Below are 14684 nucleotides of genomic sequence, written 5' to 3'. Positions count from 1 at the left end.
TTTTCAGCGGATCGCGGCGAGGACGAGTTACGCCGCGATCCGGAGACAACTATGCCTGACATCCGCTTCCACAAGAACGATCTGCCCGACCTCGCCCACTACAATGTCGACGCGGTGGCCATCGATACCGAGACGCTGGGGTTGAACCCGCACCGCGACCGGCTGTGCGTGGTGCAGATCTCTCCGGGCGATGGCTCCGCCGACGTGATCCAGATCGCGCCCGGCCAGAAGAAAGCGCCGAACCTCGTCAGCCTGCTGCGCAACCGCGGCATCACCAAGCTTTTCCATTACGGCCGTTTCGACCTCGCCGTGCTGTACAATGCATTTGGGGTGATGCCCGAGCCGGTGTTCTGCACCAAGATCGCCTCGCGGCTGACCCGCACCTATACCGACCGGCACGGGCTGAAGGACATCTGCTTCGAACTGCTCGGCGTCGGCCTGTCGAAGGCGCAGCAATCGTCGGACTGGGCGGCCGAGACCCTGTCGCCCGAACAGCTCGAATATGCCGCTTCCGACGTTCTCTATCTGCACCGTCTGCGCGAGGTGCTGGCTGGACGCCTGGCGCGGGACGGGCGCACCAAGGAAGCCGACGCCTGCTTCCGCTTCCTGCCGACGCGTGCCAAGCTCGATTTGATGGGTTGGGACGAAGAGGATATTTTTGCCCACAGCTGATGGCCTTCGGATAACGCTTCCGGCAGCCTTGCAACCAGACACGCGTCGTGGCGTTCTGTCGACTCAATGAGGGGGGATGACGTGGCAGACCGCAAACCGATAGCGACCGCCCCGACGGATGGATCCAAGGTCACTGTCCTGTGGAAGGACGGCGCCGGCGTCGTCAGCGAATCCGTCGGGCAATATCGCGACGGCGCCTGGTGGGTCTACACCGACAGCGATACCCAGAAAAAGGTCGACCCGACCAGCTGGCGGCCAGTCTCCAGCGACGATGACGACGATCAATGAGCGCCGCTGGCGGGTGCAACTGCTTTCGCATAGCTTGATATCGAGGCCGATTCGGGGCCTTCCGCTCCGTAGCCTCTCTTCCTGGAGGAACGCGTCATGGGCATCGAAAGCCTTCTCATCTTCATCATAATCGGCGCCATTGCCGGCTGGCTCGCCGGCCTCATCGTCTCGGGCTTCGGCTTCGGCCTCATCGGCAACATCGTCGTCGGCATTATCGGCGCCCTGATCGCCGGCTGGCTGTTTCCAAGGCTGGGCTTCGCAATCGGCGGCGGCATTCTGGCTGCCATCATCAACGCAACGATCGGCGCCGTCATCCTGCTGCTGCTGGTCAAGGTTCTGAAGCGAGCTTGACGCTCTAAGTTTTCATTCAACGCAATTCCTCAGGAGAAAGCCTGTGCTTTCCTGGAATTGCTGCCAAAGGAGCGCGCCGTGAAACAGAACACTCTCTATCTCCTTGTCGGCGCGCTCGTTGTCGTGGTCATCGCGCTCGGTGCATATGTCTATCACGAACAGACCAAGCCCAAGGGCGTAGAACTGAAGATCGACGACAAGGGCATCTCGATCCAGCAGAATTGATAATGTCGGCCTGCAGACGGCGCTGATTTGTCTCCAAGCATTTTACGGCGATTTAGGAGTTGCCTTGTGCAGATATTTGCACATCAAGATTGATTTCCGAGCCACTATGTGCAAATATTCGCACATAGTTTGAGCCGAGAAATGAACGAAACCAACACCGCCAAAGTCAAGGCCCGGCTCGAGAGGGAAGGCTGGAAGAACGTCGGCGGCACGAAGCATGACAAGTACAAAAAAGACGGCATGCCGACGATCATGGTTCCTCGCCACAAGACTCTGACGCCGTTGGTAGCTCGGTCTATAGCCAAGGCGGCAGGCTGGGAATAAACCGACCTCATCGCGTTCCGAAGCCTAATGGACATAAAGTCGGAATAAGGAAAGCTGTTAGATATGTCTCGCTATGTCGCACTCGTGGATGCTGCCGACGGCTTTGTCGGCGTCTCGTTTCCCGATGCTCCTGGCTGCGTCGCGCAGTCGGAAAGCCGGGACGAGGCTGTAAAGGACGCTATGGCCGCGTTGGCCGAATGGGTGGCTGAAGAAATCGCGGACGGCCGTAAAATCCCCACTCCTCGCAAAGTCGAGGCGCTTTTAGAAGATGCTGAGGTTCGAGCAGCGCTCGCCGCTGGCGCTATCTTGATGTCCGTGCCCTTGATCCGAGATGCCGGCCGTCCGGCCCGGGCCAATATCTCGTTGGATGCCGGTTTGCTCGCCGAGGCTGACGAAACAGCCAATCGGTTGGGGGTCACCCGATCGGCCTTTGTCGCCGCCGCGTTGCGAGACAAGATCCGTCAAACTGTTTGAACAGTGATCTCGGGCACCCGCCAAAGTACCGCGTTGCCGACGCCTGTTAGCCAGCGGCAGCGGATTTTAGAAATTCTTAAGGAATTTCAGAAGGGTGCATAAACCCTGCTTTAACGCGCCCTTAAACCGCCGCATCTACCCTCCAACCCAAGCGCCATTGATACCGGGAAGACAGCGCAACGCATGGCGAACCGCAGAGACAGTCGCGTCGAACCCAGCTTCGAGGGATCGCCAAAGGCGAAATCCGCGGCCGGTTTTTCGGTGAACGAGGAGGATCGGGTCGTGCCGGCCAATCGCAAATCATCTTCGGCGCGCAAAACCTCCAAGGCAAAATCATCGTCACGCGGCAAGCGCGGCAAACCCCGGCGCGGGCTGTTCGGCGTGATGGCCCGGATGTTCTACTGGTGCTTCGTGCTCTGCATCTGGGGCGGCATCGCGGTGGCCGGCATCGTCGTCTATTACGGCGCCAAGATGCCGGCGGCGACCACCTGGTCGATCCCCGACCGTGCGCCCAACATCAAGATCGTCTCGGTCGACGGGCAACTGCTTGCCAACCGCGGCATGAGCGGCGGCGAGGCGGTCGGCCTGCACGAAATGTCGCCCTACATTCCGGAAGCCGTCATCGCCATCGAGGACCGCCGCTTCTATTCGCATTTCGGCATCGACCCGATCGGCCTGTCACGCGCCATGGTGACCAATGTTCTGGGCCGGCGTTTCTCGCAGGGCGGCTCGACGCTGACCCAGCAACTGGCCAAGAACCTGTTCCTGAAGCCCGACCGCACGCTGGAGCGCAAGGTGCAGGAAGTGCTGCTGGCGCTGTGGCTGGAGCACAAGCATACCAAGGACCAGATCCTCGAAATGTACCTCAACCGGGTCTATTTCGGCTCCGGCGCCTATGGCGTCGAGGCGGCCTCGCGCCGCTATTTCGGCAAGAGCGCGCGCGACGTCACTCTGTCGGAGGCGGCCCTTCTCGCCGGCCTCTTGAAGGCGCCGTCGCGACTGTCGCCGGCGCGGGATCCGAAGGCGGCGGAGGAGCGTTCGCAGCTGGTGCTCGCCGCCATGCGCGACGAAGGCAAGATCAGCGCCAAGGAACTGGCCTCGGCGATGAGCGCGCCGGCAACGCGCGCGCCATCCTACTGGACCGGTTCGGAAAACTACGTCGCCGACACCATCATGGAAGAGCTGCCCGATTTGATCGGCGACGTGCGCAGCGACATCGTCGTCGACACCACCGTCGACCTCAACCTGCAGAAGCTCGCCGAAGAGTCGATCCGCCGGCTGATCGACGAGAGCGGCAAGAAGCTCAATGTCAGCCAGGGCGCGCTGGTCTCGATCGACAATTCCGGCGCCGTGCGCGCCATGGTCGGCGGCTACGACTATTCGACCAGCCAGTTCGACCGCGCCTCCGAAGCACGCCGTCAACCGGGCTCGGCCTTCAAGCCGTTCGTCTATATGGCCGCGCTGGAAGCTGGTCGCACGCCCGACAGCGTGCGCAACGACGCACCGATCAAGATCGGCAAGTGGACACCGGACAATTACGGCGGCAAGTATTTCGGCAAGGTGACGTTGGCGACCGCTTTGGCGAAGTCGCTGAATTCCGTCGCGGCACAGCTAACCATGGAGGTCGGCCCCGACGCGGTGGTCGAGGCGGCGCATCGCATGGGCATCCAATCCGATCTGATCGCCAACACCTCAATCGCGCTCGGCACCTCGGAAGTGACGCCGCTGGAGCTGACATCGGCCTATGTGCCGTTCGCCAATGGCGGCTACAAGCCCGACATCCATTTCATCCGCCGCATCACCACGACCGAAGGCAAGGTGCTCTATGACGACAATGGCGGCAGCGCGCCGCGCGTCGTCAAGCCGAACATTGTCGGCATGATGAACTCGATGATGACCGGCACGGTCGAGATCGGCACGGCGAAGAAGGCGGCCTTCGCCTGGCCGTCTGCCGGCAAGACCGGAACCAGCCAGAATTCGCGCGACGCCTGGTTCGTCGGTTACACCGCAAACCTCACCACCGGCGTGTGGTTCGGCAACGATGACGGCACGCCGATGAAGAAGGTCACCGGTGGCGCGCTGCCGGCACAGGCCTGGCACGAGTTCATGGTGGCCGCGCATGAAGGCGTGCCGGTCCGGCCGCTGCCCGGCACCTGGAAGTCGACGCCGCCCGACACCATCGTGCCCGACGATATTCCGTCAGTCGATAACAATCAGGCGGCGCCGTTGCCTGCCGTGGCCGTCAGCCGTTCTGAGCCTGCTGCCGCACCGGCACCTGCTGCTGTACCCGCACAAGCACCGGTCCGCCGTCCGGCCGAAACCGTCGATGCCGACGGTTTCAACATGCCGGGCGACGGCGGCACCACGGCCTCGATCAAGCATCCGGTACCGCCGGGCAGCGTCGGCGGCCCGACCAAGAAGCGGAAAACCTCAATCCTGGATATTCTCGGCGGCGGCTGAGCGGCTCGTCATTCTAGCTTCGAACCAAATGCGAGCTGGCAATCCGTTCCTCATATGAGAGCTGCGGTGACAATTCGGCCTCTCGCCACCTTCGCGGCATTCGGCTACATCTCCGGCCGGAGTGACAGACATGGCTGAGACCGACACCAGAAAAACCATCGTGCTGACCGGAGCCAGCCGCGGCATCGGACATGCCACGGTCAAGCGCTTTTCGCGTGAGGGCTGGCGGGTCATCACCTGTTCGCGCCAGGCTTTTGCCGAGGATTGCCCGTGGCCAGCCGGCCCAGAGGACCACATCAAGGTCGATCTCGCCGACCAGGAGGATGTCGGCATCGCCGTCTCGGAGATCCGTCACCGGCTGGAAGCGCATGGCGGGCAATTGCACGCGCTGGTCAACAATGCCGGCATTTCGCCGAAGCTCAAGGACGGCAACAGCCGCATGGATTCGATCGACACGCCGATGCATGTCTGGCGCGACGTGTTCCAGGTCAATTTCTTCGCGCCGATCATGCTCGCGCGGGGCCTCTTCAAGGAGCTTGCTGCAGCAAAAGGCTCGATCGTCAACGTCACCTCGATCGCCGGCACGCGCGTGCATCCTTTCGCCGGCACCGCCTATGCGACCTCGAAGGCGGCGCTCGGCTCGCTGACGCGCGAGATGGCGCATGATTTCGGCCCGCACGGCATCCGCGTCAATGCGATTGCGCCGGGCGAGATCGACACCGCGATTCTGTCGCCTGGCACCGACAAGATCGTCGAGACGATCCCACTCAGGCGCCTTGGCGCCACCTCGGAAGTCGCCGACATCATCTTCTTCCTGTGCTCGCAGCAGGCGTCCTATGTGACGGGCTCGGAAATCCACATCAATGGCGGCCAGCACGTCTGAGCACTGACAGACTGCTCATTCGGCGATGGTGAGAACAGCCTTGCCGCTGAAGCTGCGCTGTCGCAAGGCGTCCAGAGCCTGGGCGATGTCTGTCCACGGCACGGTCATGGACACACGGGTTTCCAGCCGGCCAGCCGCGACCAGAGCGAGCAGCGAGGCGATGTCCGCGCCAATGGCTGGACCGGATGTGTAGTAGGCGAAAGTCTGAAGCCTCGCTCCCTCATGGCCCGGAACGAACTGTCTGAAGCCAACCGGCGTGAGTTCGCCGCTGCTCGAACCGAACATGACGATGGTGCCGCCGGGGGCGACGCGTTCGATGGCATGGGCGAGGCTTTGGCCGCCGACCGACTCGGTGATCAGAGAGAATGGCCCTTCGGCCAGTTCGATCGACTCGACGACTTCGTGAGCACCAAGACCGCGGAGATCCTCGGCGTGCCGGGCGGCGGCGATTGCAGTCACCGCGGCGCCTTGCTCGCGGGCGATCTGGATCTGGAAACGGCCGACCGCGCCGCTGGCGCCGGTGATCAACACCTGCTGTCCCGCGAGGTCGCCGCCATGGCGCAAGACCCTTAGGGCCGTCGTGCCCGCCACGGGAAGCGTGGCGGCGGAAACGAAGCTGACCTCATCCGGGATGACGGCGAAGCGGTCGGTCGGAACGGCGACCCGTTGCGCCCAGCCGGCCTCGTCGACCAAAGCCACAACCCGGGCGCCGACGGCAGGCCCGGAGCCATCGGCTGCCGCCCGTTCGACAATCCCTGCGATGTCCTGGCCGGGTATCCAGCCTTTTGGGCGTATGGTGAGCAGGCGCAGTTCGCCGCGGTTCAACGAGGTTGCGTGGACGCAGACAAGCGCTTCGTTGGCGAGGGGTTGAGGTTCGTTGGCCTCGGCAAAGGTCAGTCCGGTGGGGCTGTCGGGAGAGATGACGAGGGCGCGCATGGGAAGCCTTCCTGCCGGTTTGTGACATGCCAGCCACGAACCGGAGCCTATCGACTTCCCGGATCAAAGAATTTAGCTATCATGGCGAATAGTCGCTAAAAGCCGTCAATCATGAGACAGCCTCTCCGCTACCCGTGGGTCAATTTCGACGTCGATGATGTGATCGCTCCTGCAATTGCGGTGCGCGTCGATGTCACCGAAACCAAAGCGGAAGTGGCGACCCATTGGCATCGGAAGGGCCAGCTCGTCTTCGCGCTCGGCGGTGGCGTCACATGCCGCGTCCCGAGCGGCCTGTGGATGGTGCCGCCACATTGCGGGGTGTGGATTCCCGGCGGCATGGAACACAGCAATATCGCGACCGCCAATGCGCGGATTTTCTTCGTCTATATCGAGCCGGGAGCCGCCGATCTGCCGGACCGGTGCTGCACGCTGTCGATCTCGCCGCTGCTGCGCGAATTGATCATCGAGCTGGCCGACCGCATGGAGGAAGACGACGGGAAGGACGCGCTTTTGACTGGGATGCTGCTCTCCGAACTGCCGCGCATGCCGGTCCAGCAGCTGCATTTGCCGATCTCCGCCGAGCCGCGCTTGCGGCGGATCGCCGATGCGTTGGCGCAAGACCCTGCCGACCGCAGCACGCTTGCCGAGTGGGCCACCCGCGTCGCGCTCTCAGAAAGCAGTCTCGCCCGTCTTGTGGTGAAGGAGACCGGACTGAGCTTCGGCCGCTGGCGCCAGCAATTGCACCTGATCGTCGCCATACGGGAGCTGGCCTCCGGTGCGAGTGTCCAGCAGGTTTCGGGCGATCTCGGCTACGCCTCCGTCACCGCCTTCATCACCATGTTCAAGAAAGCGCTCGGCAAGCCGCCGGCAAAGTATCTCGCCAGCGTCGCGCACAATGGCGGCTCCGCCTTCGTGGCGTGATCAACGCGCCTGTGGGCAAGCCTCAGGCCGGGGAGGGCTCAATGGCTTCGGGGCGCGGCATCAGCTTTTGCTCCAGCACTTCTTGCACGATGCCGCGGGCGATTTCGCGTTCACCCATGATGACGGTGTCGGCGCCGAGCCCCATCAGGTGCTCGACCTCGGCATCGGAATGGGCCCGCGCGATGACGTTGATGCCGGGGTTGGCGGCGCGCGCCCTGAGCACGATCTGCCCGGCCTCGAACGCGTTGGGGATGGCAAGGATCAAGCGTTTGGCCCCCTGCGGATTGGCGGCGGCAAACACGCTCGCGCTGGCCGCATTGCCGGAGACGATTTCGACGCCGTCGTCTCTGAGCCTCGCCAGCGTCTTGTCGGCGTCCTCGATGACCAGGAAGGGCAGCGATGCCTGTTTCAGCGCCGCGCCGACCAGGCTGCCGACGCGGCCGTAGCCGATCAGGATGGTGTGGCCCGAAAGCGTTGTGCGTGGCGGCGGGCCGTCCTCTTTGGCAGCAGCGGCCACCGAGGCCACTTGTCCGGGCTGCGTCGCCGGGCCGACCGGCTTGGCCTCTTCCGGTGGTGCTGCCTTGGCGGCGCGCGCGTCCAGCCATGGCTTCATCCAGTCGAGGGCGAGGAACATCAGCGGATTGACCAGGATCGACAGGATGGCGCCTGCCAGGATCAGGTCGCGTCCCTGTTGCGGCAACAGCTTCAGCCCGACGCCGAGCTCCGCCAGGATGAAGGAGAACTCGCCGATCTGCGCGAGGCTGGCCGAGATCATCAAGGCGGTTCCCAGCGGATAGCGGAAGGCGATGACGATAACGAAGGCGGCCAGCGACTTGCCGATGACGATGATGGCCAGCGTCGCCAGGATCGGCCAGCCATTGCTCATCAGGCTGAACGGATCGAACAGCATGCCGACCGAGACGAAGAACAGCACCGAGAAGGCGTCGCGCAGCGGCAGTGATTCCTCCGCCGCGCGGTGGCTGAGCTCGGATTCGCTCATGATCATGCCGGCGAAGAAGGCACCGAGCGCCAGCGAGACGCCGAACAGTTTGGCGGCGCCGAAGGCGACGCCGAGCGCGATCGCCAGCACCGCCAGCCGGAACAGTTCGCGCGAGCCGGTATGGGCGACGTAATGCAGGATCCACGGAATGACGCGGCGGCCAACCACCAGCATGACGATGACGAAGGCGACGACCTTGGCCAGCGTGAGGCCGACGACGCCCCAGATGCCGTAGCTGGCCGGCAGCGACAAAAGGCTCGCATGGTCATCGACCTGCGGCTGGCCGCCGAGCACGCCGGCCAACGCCGGCAAAAGCACCAGCGCCAGCACCATGGCGAGGTCCTCGACGATCAGCCAGCCGACGGCGATGCGGCCGCGCTCGGTCTCGATCAGCCGTCGCTCCTGCAACGCGCGCAACAGCACCACTGTGGACGCGACGGAAAGCGCCAGGCCGAAGACGAGGCCTGCGCCCATCGACCAGCCGAGCATCCATGCGAGGCCGGCGCCGAGCGCGGTGGCAAAGCCGATCTGGACGATGGCGCCGGGTACGGCGATGGCGCGGACGGAGAGAAGGTCCTTCAGCGAGAAATGCAGGCCGACGCCGAACATGAGCAGGATGACGCCGATTTCGGCCAACTCATTGGCAAGACCGGCATCGGCGACGAAACCCGGCGTGTTCGGTCCGACCAGTACGCCGGCGACGAGGTAGCCGACCAGCGGCGGGATGCGAAAACGGTTGGCGAGCGCCCCGAAGATGAATGCCAGCCCCAGACCGGCGACGATGGTGGCGATAAGGGGCGTGTCATGCGGCATTGTCTATGGAGCGCCTTTCGGGAAATGTCGGGTGTGCGCCGCCCGAAGCCGCCGCCTTTTTCAATATGGTGGAGGGGGTGCGGGCGACGCAACCCGCAAGACGTAAATTGGTGGCCAGAGGCACCGAAAACGAAAGGCGCGCGCAGCAAAACCGCTGCGCGCGCCAATACCGAATGATCGATGCGTCACGCCGCCTGCAGCATGGCCTCGATATCGATCAGCGGGCGGTTGGTCAGGGTCTTTGGGATCTCCGCCTGCACCTTGTCGGTGACTTCCTTGTGCAGTTTCTTGCGCATGGTGCCGAGCACCAGCGGTGGCGCGACCAGCACGATGTCGTCGAAGATGCCGTGATGGGCGAGCTTGTAGAGCCGGTCCGCGATCTCTTCGGCAAAGCGTTCCTTGCCTTGCCGGTGCCAGTCGGTTTCCTCAACCGCGCTGCGATGCACGGAGGGGCCGTCATTGTAGCGGCCGGGACTGTCGCTGCCTTGTTCGCGCGTTGCCGGATTGTCCTGTTTCATCTCCTGGAAGAGCTGCAGGTTCGGATAGAGATTGTCGCCCTCGTTCTTCAGGAACAGCGCTTTCTCGCCATCGGCCACCATGACCAGAAGGCCATGTTTCAGGTTGATCTTGCTCATTTGCGCGCTCCTGTTTGAAGGTTCAAATCCAGCCGACGATTGTCTGTTACGGCAGGGGCAGAACGCGTGGCGAAGCGGGAACGTTCCACTTCGTTCGCCGAGATCGCACGCAGCCATATCAAGCCCGATCTATCGTCTATCGGAGCAATGTCCGGAGGTCACGGCTTTAATCTACTAAATTGGTAGAATTTAGAAAAAATAATTTTGCAGCTTGGCCGACTGCCGGATAAAAGAGCCGCAGAACAAAGCCTGCGGCAGCAGCTTGAATCCGCCTGATATGCGGATGTGGAATATTTTTCTCTTGGCCCTTTGGCTTGCGGAAAACCGATTGCCTCCCGTCAGGGGATGCGCGAGTGGGTTCCTTCAGCTTTTTCGCGTCCGCGCCTAAAACTGCCGAATTGTTCCGGAATCTGTTCGTCATGCCGCACACCAATCCCAAGCTCACCGCGTTCCCGGTCTTCATGCGGGTCGAAGGCGAAGCCGTGGCCATCGTCGGCGGCGGAGGCGAAGCGTTGGCCAAGGCGCGGCTACTTGATCAGTCGAGTGCTGTGCTTCGCATCATTGCCGATGTTGCCGACGCCGAATTGCTGAGCTTCATCGCCACGACCGGCGCCATCCGTATCGACGCCCCCTACGACGCCGCGCATCTCGAAGGCGCGGTCCTGGTGTTTGCCGCCAGCGGCGACGAGACGCTCGACCGCCGCGTCGCCCACGATGCGCGCCGCCTTGGCATTCCGGTCAATGCCGTCGACCGGCCGGAGCTATGCGATTTCTTCACCCCGGCGCTGGTCAACCGCGCCCCGGTCGCCATCGCCATCGGCACGGAAGGCGCGGGTCCGGTGCTGGCGCAGATGCTGCGCAGCCGCATCGACCGCATGCTGTCGCCGTCGCTCGGGCCGCTGGCAGCGCTTGCCGCCTCGTTCCGGGGTGCCGCCGAAAAGCTGCTGCCGAAAGGCAACGCCCGCCGCCAGTTCTGGAGCAGTTTTTTCCAGGGTGCACCGGCGCGCGCCGTCGAAGCCGGCGAGCTTTCGCAGGCGCATGACGCCGCCGCCGATCTGTTGCTGTCGAAGGCTCCGGCTTCGGGCCATATCGCGTTGGTTGGCGCCGGGCCAGGTGCTGAGGATCTTCTGACGCTGCGCGCGCATCGGCTTTTGATGGAAGCCGACGTCATCGTCTATGACGCGCTGGTGCCGGAGGCGATCGTCGCCATGGGCCGCCGCGACGCCGAGCGGCTGCCGGTCGGAAAACGCAAGGGATGCCACACCAAGAGCCAGGCCGAGATCAATGCGCTGCTGGTCGATCTCGGCAGGCAGGGCAAGCGCGTCGTGCGGCTGAAGTCGGGCGACCCGCTCGTGTTCGGCCGCGCCGGCGAGGAGATGGCCGCACTGCGCGATGCCGGCATCGCCTATGATGTCGTCCCCGGCGTCACCGCCGCCTTTGCCGCCGCCGCCGACTTCGAGCTGCCGCTGACGCTGCGCGGCGTCTCCTCGTCGATGGTGTTCACCACCGGCCATGATCTGAAGGGCAATTCGCTGCCGGATTGGGCCAAGCTCGCCATTTCCGGCGCCACCGTCGCCGTCTATATGGGCCGCTCGGTCGCCGCCGAAGTCGCCGGACGACTGATCGAGGCCGGCCTGTCGCCGGACACGGCGGTTGCCGTGGTCGAGAATGCCAGCTTGCAGAACCGCCGCCGTTTCCACGGCACACTGGCCGATTTGCCGTCGCTGGAAGAGCGCGCCGATCTGGCCGGTCCGGTGATGACCATCATCGGCGACGCGGTTGCCGGCGCCAACTTTGAACGTTCCGAGCCGCTCGCGGCCCATAACTATGAGGGCGCCGCCAACGCGGCCGACGCAGAGGTCGAGCCATGAAGATACTGACCGCAAACCGCCTCTCCGACGGCATCGCCGTCTGGTACGCCGATGGCGGCTGGGCCGAGACGGTCGACCATGCCGACCTTGCCCATGACCAAGCGGCAGAGGACAGGCTGGAAGCAATCGGCGCCAAGGCCAACGCCAACAATCAGGTTGTCGACGTCAATCTGATCGACGTTGAAGTCATCAATGGCGTCGTCGTGCCGGTACGCTTGCGCGAAAAGATCCGCGCCGCCGGCCCGACCATCCGGGAAGATCTGGGCAAGCAGGCTGCGCGGGCAGCGTAACAAAATACGGGCGGACGCGCCCTGAAAGACGAAACATGTACCGCTACGATGAGTTCGACCACGATTTTGTCCAGGCCCGCGTCGCCGAGTTCAGCGACCAGGTCGAACGCCGGCTGTCCGGCGAGATCACCGAGGATCAGTTCCGGCCGCTGCGGCTGATGAACGGCGTCTACCTGCAGCTGCACGCCTACATGCTGCGCATCGCGGTGCCCTATGGCACGCTGAACAGCGCGCAACTGCGCATGCTCGGCCACATCGCGCGCAAATACGACAAGGGCTACGGCCACTTCACCACGCGCCAGAACATCCAGTTCAACTGGCCGGCGCTGTCCGACATTCCGGCGATCCTGGCCGATCTCGCCAGCGTCGAGATGCATGCCATCCAGACCAGCGGCAATTGCATCCGCAACGTCACCGCCGATCACTTTGCCGGCGCCGCCGCCGACGAGGTCGCTGATCCGCGCCCCTATGCCGAGATCCTGCGGCAATGGTCGTCTGTGCATCCGGAATTCTCGTTCCTGCCGCGCAAGTTCAAGATCGCGGTGACCGGGGCCGAGCGCGACCGCGCCGCCATCCAGACGCATGATATCGGTCTGCATCTGAAGAAGAACGCCGCCGGCGAGCTCGGCTTTGCCGTCTATGTCGGTGGCGGCCAGGGCCGCACGCCGATGGTGGCGCGCAAGATCCGCGACTTCCTGCCGGAAGCCGACCTGCTGTCCTACTGCACGGCGATCCTGCGCGTGTACAACCTCTATGGCCGCCGCGACAACAAGTACAAGGCGCGCATCAAGATCCTCGTCCACGAGACCGGCGTCGAGGAAATCACCCGCCAGGTCGAGGCCGAATGGCAGGAGCTGAAGGACGCCGAGCTGAAGCTGCCGGAAGCCGACATCCGTGCCATCGACGCCTATTTCGCGCCGCCGGCACTGACCGCCCGGCCGGAAGGCGACGCGGCGATCAAGCTGGCGCGGCTCGATTACAAAAGCTTCTCGGATTGGCTCGACCAGAATGTCGTGACGCATCGCCATCCCGACTATGCCGCGGTGACGATTTCGCTGAAAGGTATCGGCGAAGTGCCGGGCGATGCCACCGACAGCCAGATGGAAGCGGTCGCCGACATCGCCGAGAAATACGCGTTCGACGAACTGCGCGTCAGCCATGAGCAGAACCTGATCCTGCCGCATGTGGCGCGCGCCGATTTGAAAGCGGTCTACGACGCTTTGGTCGACATTGGCCTCGCGACGGCCAATTCCAACCTGATCAGCGACATCATCGCGTGCCCTGGCCTCGATTATTGCGCGCTGGCGACAGCGCGCTCGATCCCGATCGCGCAGGAGATTTCGCTTCGCTTCGCCTCGCTGGAGCGGCAGCGCGAGATCGGCGAATTGAAGCTGAAGATTTCCGGCTGCATCAATGCCTGCGGACATCACCATGTCGGCCATATCGGTATCCTCGGCGTCGAGAAGAAAGGCTCCGAACTCTACCAGGTGACGCTTGGCGGATCGGCCGACGAGAACACCTCGGTTGGCGAAATCATCGGCCGCGGCTTCTCTTCGGAAGAGATCACGGACGCCATCGAGCAGATCGTCGACACCTATCTCGGCCTTCGGCTCGGTCCCAGTGAACGTTTTATCGACGCCTACCGCCGTGTCGGTCCCGCGCCGTTCAAGGAGGCGCTCTATGCTGGCGAAACCAAGGCCGCTTGACCGCATCGTCGACGTCGACGACAGCATCGCCGCCAAAGCGGCGGGCTTCGACGCGCTGTATGGACATCTGAGCCCGCTCGACATCATCGAACGCGCGGCGAGCGAATTGTTTCATGACGAGATCGCCGCCGTGTCGTCCTTCGGCGCGGATTCCGCCGTCCTGCTGCATATGATCGCCAAGGTCGACCGCACGCTGCCGGTCATCTTCCTGGACACCGGCAAGCATTTCGGAGAGACGCTGGGCTATCGCGATGCGCTGGTCGCCGATTTCGGGCTGACCAACATCAGGGTGATCAAGCCCGAAGACGCGGCGCTCGAGCGGGTCGATCCGACCGGCAATCTGCACCAGAGCAATACCGATGCCTGCTGCGACGTGCGCAAGGTCGAGCCGCTGGCGCGCGGCGTCGCCCCCTTCCGCGCCTGGCTGACCGGCCGGAAGCGCTTCCAGGCGGCGACGCGAGCCGCGCTGCCGGTGTTCGAGGCGGTCGGCCCGCGCGTACGCGTCAATCCGCTGGCGCACTGGACGACATCCGACCAGGCTGACTACATGCGCGCGCATGCGCTGCGCGAAAATCCGCTGGTTGCGTACGGCTATCTGTCGATCGGCTGCTTCCCATGCACGCAGCCGGTGCAGCCGGGCGAGGATGCGCGAAGCGGACGCTGGGCCGGTCATGCCAAGACCGAGTGCGGCATCCATCTGTCGGGACTGGAAGTATCGCTGACCGACGCATCCCTTTAAGCTATGGTGATATTCAGGTGAGGCTGGCCTGCAACGGCGGCTTCCGCTCGGAGGCCGCCGGTTTCGTGTGGACCGGCTTTCGCGGACTTTCGATTT

General features: G+C 63.7%; 17 protein-coding genes. 13 read left to right on the top strand and 4 right to left on the bottom strand.

Going from position 1 to position 14684, the window contains the following annotated elements:
- The first annotated feature begins 51 nt into the window (after positions 1-51).
- The 8 genes from X726_RS155535 (at position 52) to X726_RS155570 (ending at position 5677) form a co-directional block, all read left to right on the top strand.
- Positions 52-672 (top strand): ribonuclease D, encoded by a 621-nt coding sequence (locus X726_RS155535; RefSeq protein ID WP_023669784.1) that lies wholly within the window; start codon positions 52-54, stop codon positions 670-672.
- A gap of 81 nt (positions 673-753) precedes the next feature.
- The gene (locus tag X726_RS155540; RefSeq protein ID WP_023683046.1) at positions 754-960 is read left to right on the top strand and encodes a hypothetical protein; all 207 of its coding nucleotides are present in this window, start codon (positions 754-756) and stop codon (positions 958-960) included.
- 96 nt (positions 961-1056) lie between these two features.
- Entirely contained in the window at positions 1057-1311 is a 255-nt protein-coding gene (locus tag X726_RS155545; RefSeq protein ID WP_023669782.1) for a GlsB/YeaQ/YmgE family stress response membrane protein, read from the top strand.
- A 78-nt stretch (positions 1312-1389) separates the two neighbouring features.
- Complete coding sequence (locus X726_RS1000000168880) at positions 1390-1536, top strand: hypothetical protein (protein WP_023686592.1); 147 nt, start codon at positions 1390-1392, stop codon at positions 1534-1536.
- Positions 1537-1677: 141 nt separating this feature from the next.
- On the top strand, positions 1678-1860 hold the full coding sequence (locus X726_RS155555; RefSeq protein WP_023669780.1) for a type II toxin-antitoxin system HicA family toxin: 183 nt from the start codon (positions 1678-1680) through the stop codon (positions 1858-1860).
- A gap of 63 nt (positions 1861-1923) precedes the next feature.
- Positions 1924-2334 carry a type II toxin-antitoxin system HicB family antitoxin gene (locus tag X726_RS155560; RefSeq protein ID WP_023669779.1) on the top strand — a complete coding sequence of 137 codons (411 nt, stop codon included), beginning with the start codon at positions 1924-1926 and terminating at the stop codon, positions 2332-2334.
- Between the two features lie 183 nt (positions 2335-2517).
- The gene (locus tag X726_RS155565) at positions 2518-4794 is read left to right on the top strand and encodes a transglycosylase domain-containing protein (protein WP_023669778.1); all 2277 of its coding nucleotides are present in this window, start codon (positions 2518-2520) and stop codon (positions 4792-4794) included.
- A gap of 130 nt (positions 4795-4924) precedes the next feature.
- On the top strand, positions 4925-5677 hold the full coding sequence (locus tag X726_RS155570; protein WP_023669777.1) for an SDR family oxidoreductase: 753 nt from the start codon (positions 4925-4927) through the stop codon (positions 5675-5677).
- Between the two features lie 15 nt (positions 5678-5692).
- Here X726_RS155570 and X726_RS155575 read toward each other — a convergent pair whose 3' ends face one another.
- Positions 5693-6613, bottom strand: coding sequence for a zinc-binding dehydrogenase (locus X726_RS155575; protein ID WP_023669776.1), 921 nt, complete (start codon positions 6611-6613; stop codon positions 5693-5695).
- 111 nt (positions 6614-6724) lie between these two features.
- Here X726_RS155575 and X726_RS155580 point away from each other — a divergent pair, with 111 nt between their 5' ends.
- Positions 6725-7534 (top strand): helix-turn-helix transcriptional regulator, encoded by an 810-nt coding sequence (locus tag X726_RS155580; protein ID WP_023669775.1) that lies wholly within the window; start codon positions 6725-6727, stop codon positions 7532-7534.
- 22 nt (positions 7535-7556) lie between these two features.
- On the opposite strand, the gene ybaL is transcribed toward X726_RS155580, so the two are convergent.
- The 3 genes from ybaL to X726_RS1000000170475 form a co-directional block, all read right to left on the bottom strand.
- Complete coding sequence (gene ybaL / locus X726_RS155585; RefSeq protein ID WP_023669774.1) at positions 7557-9347, bottom strand: YbaL family putative K(+) efflux transporter; 1791 nt, start codon at positions 9345-9347, stop codon at positions 7557-7559.
- A gap of 185 nt (positions 9348-9532) precedes the next feature.
- Entirely contained in the window at positions 9533-9982 is a 450-nt protein-coding gene (locus X726_RS155590; RefSeq protein ID WP_023669773.1) for a host attachment family protein, read from the bottom strand.
- Positions 9983-10148: 166 nt separating this feature from the next.
- The gene (locus X726_RS1000000170475) at positions 10149-10403 is read right to left on the bottom strand and encodes a hypothetical protein (RefSeq protein ID WP_155923978.1); all 255 of its coding nucleotides are present in this window, start codon (positions 10401-10403) and stop codon (positions 10149-10151) included.
- Between X726_RS1000000170475 and cysG the strand changes: the two genes are divergently transcribed.
- The 4 genes from cysG to X726_RS155610 are packed head-to-tail and all read left to right on the top strand — an operon-like array spanning position 10402 to position 14588.
- Positions 10402-11853: a siroheme synthase CysG gene (gene cysG / locus X726_RS155595; protein ID WP_023704213.1), complete on the top strand. Its 1452-nt coding sequence runs from the start codon at positions 10402-10404 to the stop codon at positions 11851-11853. The genes X726_RS1000000170475 and cysG overlap by 2 nt on opposite strands.
- Positions 11850-12143: a DUF2849 domain-containing protein gene (locus X726_RS155600; RefSeq protein WP_023669771.1), complete on the top strand. Its 294-nt coding sequence runs from the start codon at positions 11850-11852 to the stop codon at positions 12141-12143. Before cysG ends, X726_RS155600 begins: the two co-directional genes overlap by 4 nt.
- A 35-nt stretch (positions 12144-12178) precedes the next feature.
- Positions 12179-13849 (top strand): nitrite/sulfite reductase, encoded by a 1671-nt coding sequence (locus X726_RS155605; RefSeq protein WP_023669770.1) that lies wholly within the window; start codon positions 12179-12181, stop codon positions 13847-13849.
- Positions 13824-14588: a phosphoadenylyl-sulfate reductase gene (locus X726_RS155610; protein WP_023669769.1), complete on the top strand. Its 765-nt coding sequence runs from the start codon at positions 13824-13826 to the stop codon at positions 14586-14588. Before X726_RS155605 ends, X726_RS155610 begins: the two co-directional genes overlap by 26 nt.
- The last annotated feature ends 96 nt before the right edge of the window (positions 14589-14684 follow it).

It is taken from the genome of Mesorhizobium sp. LSJC285A00, assembly GCF_000503155.1.
Classification (GTDB): domain Bacteria; phylum Pseudomonadota; class Alphaproteobacteria; order Rhizobiales; family Rhizobiaceae; genus Mesorhizobium.
Note: the sequence above shows the minus strand (reverse complement) of the source record. Positions and strands in the feature narration are given on the sequence as shown.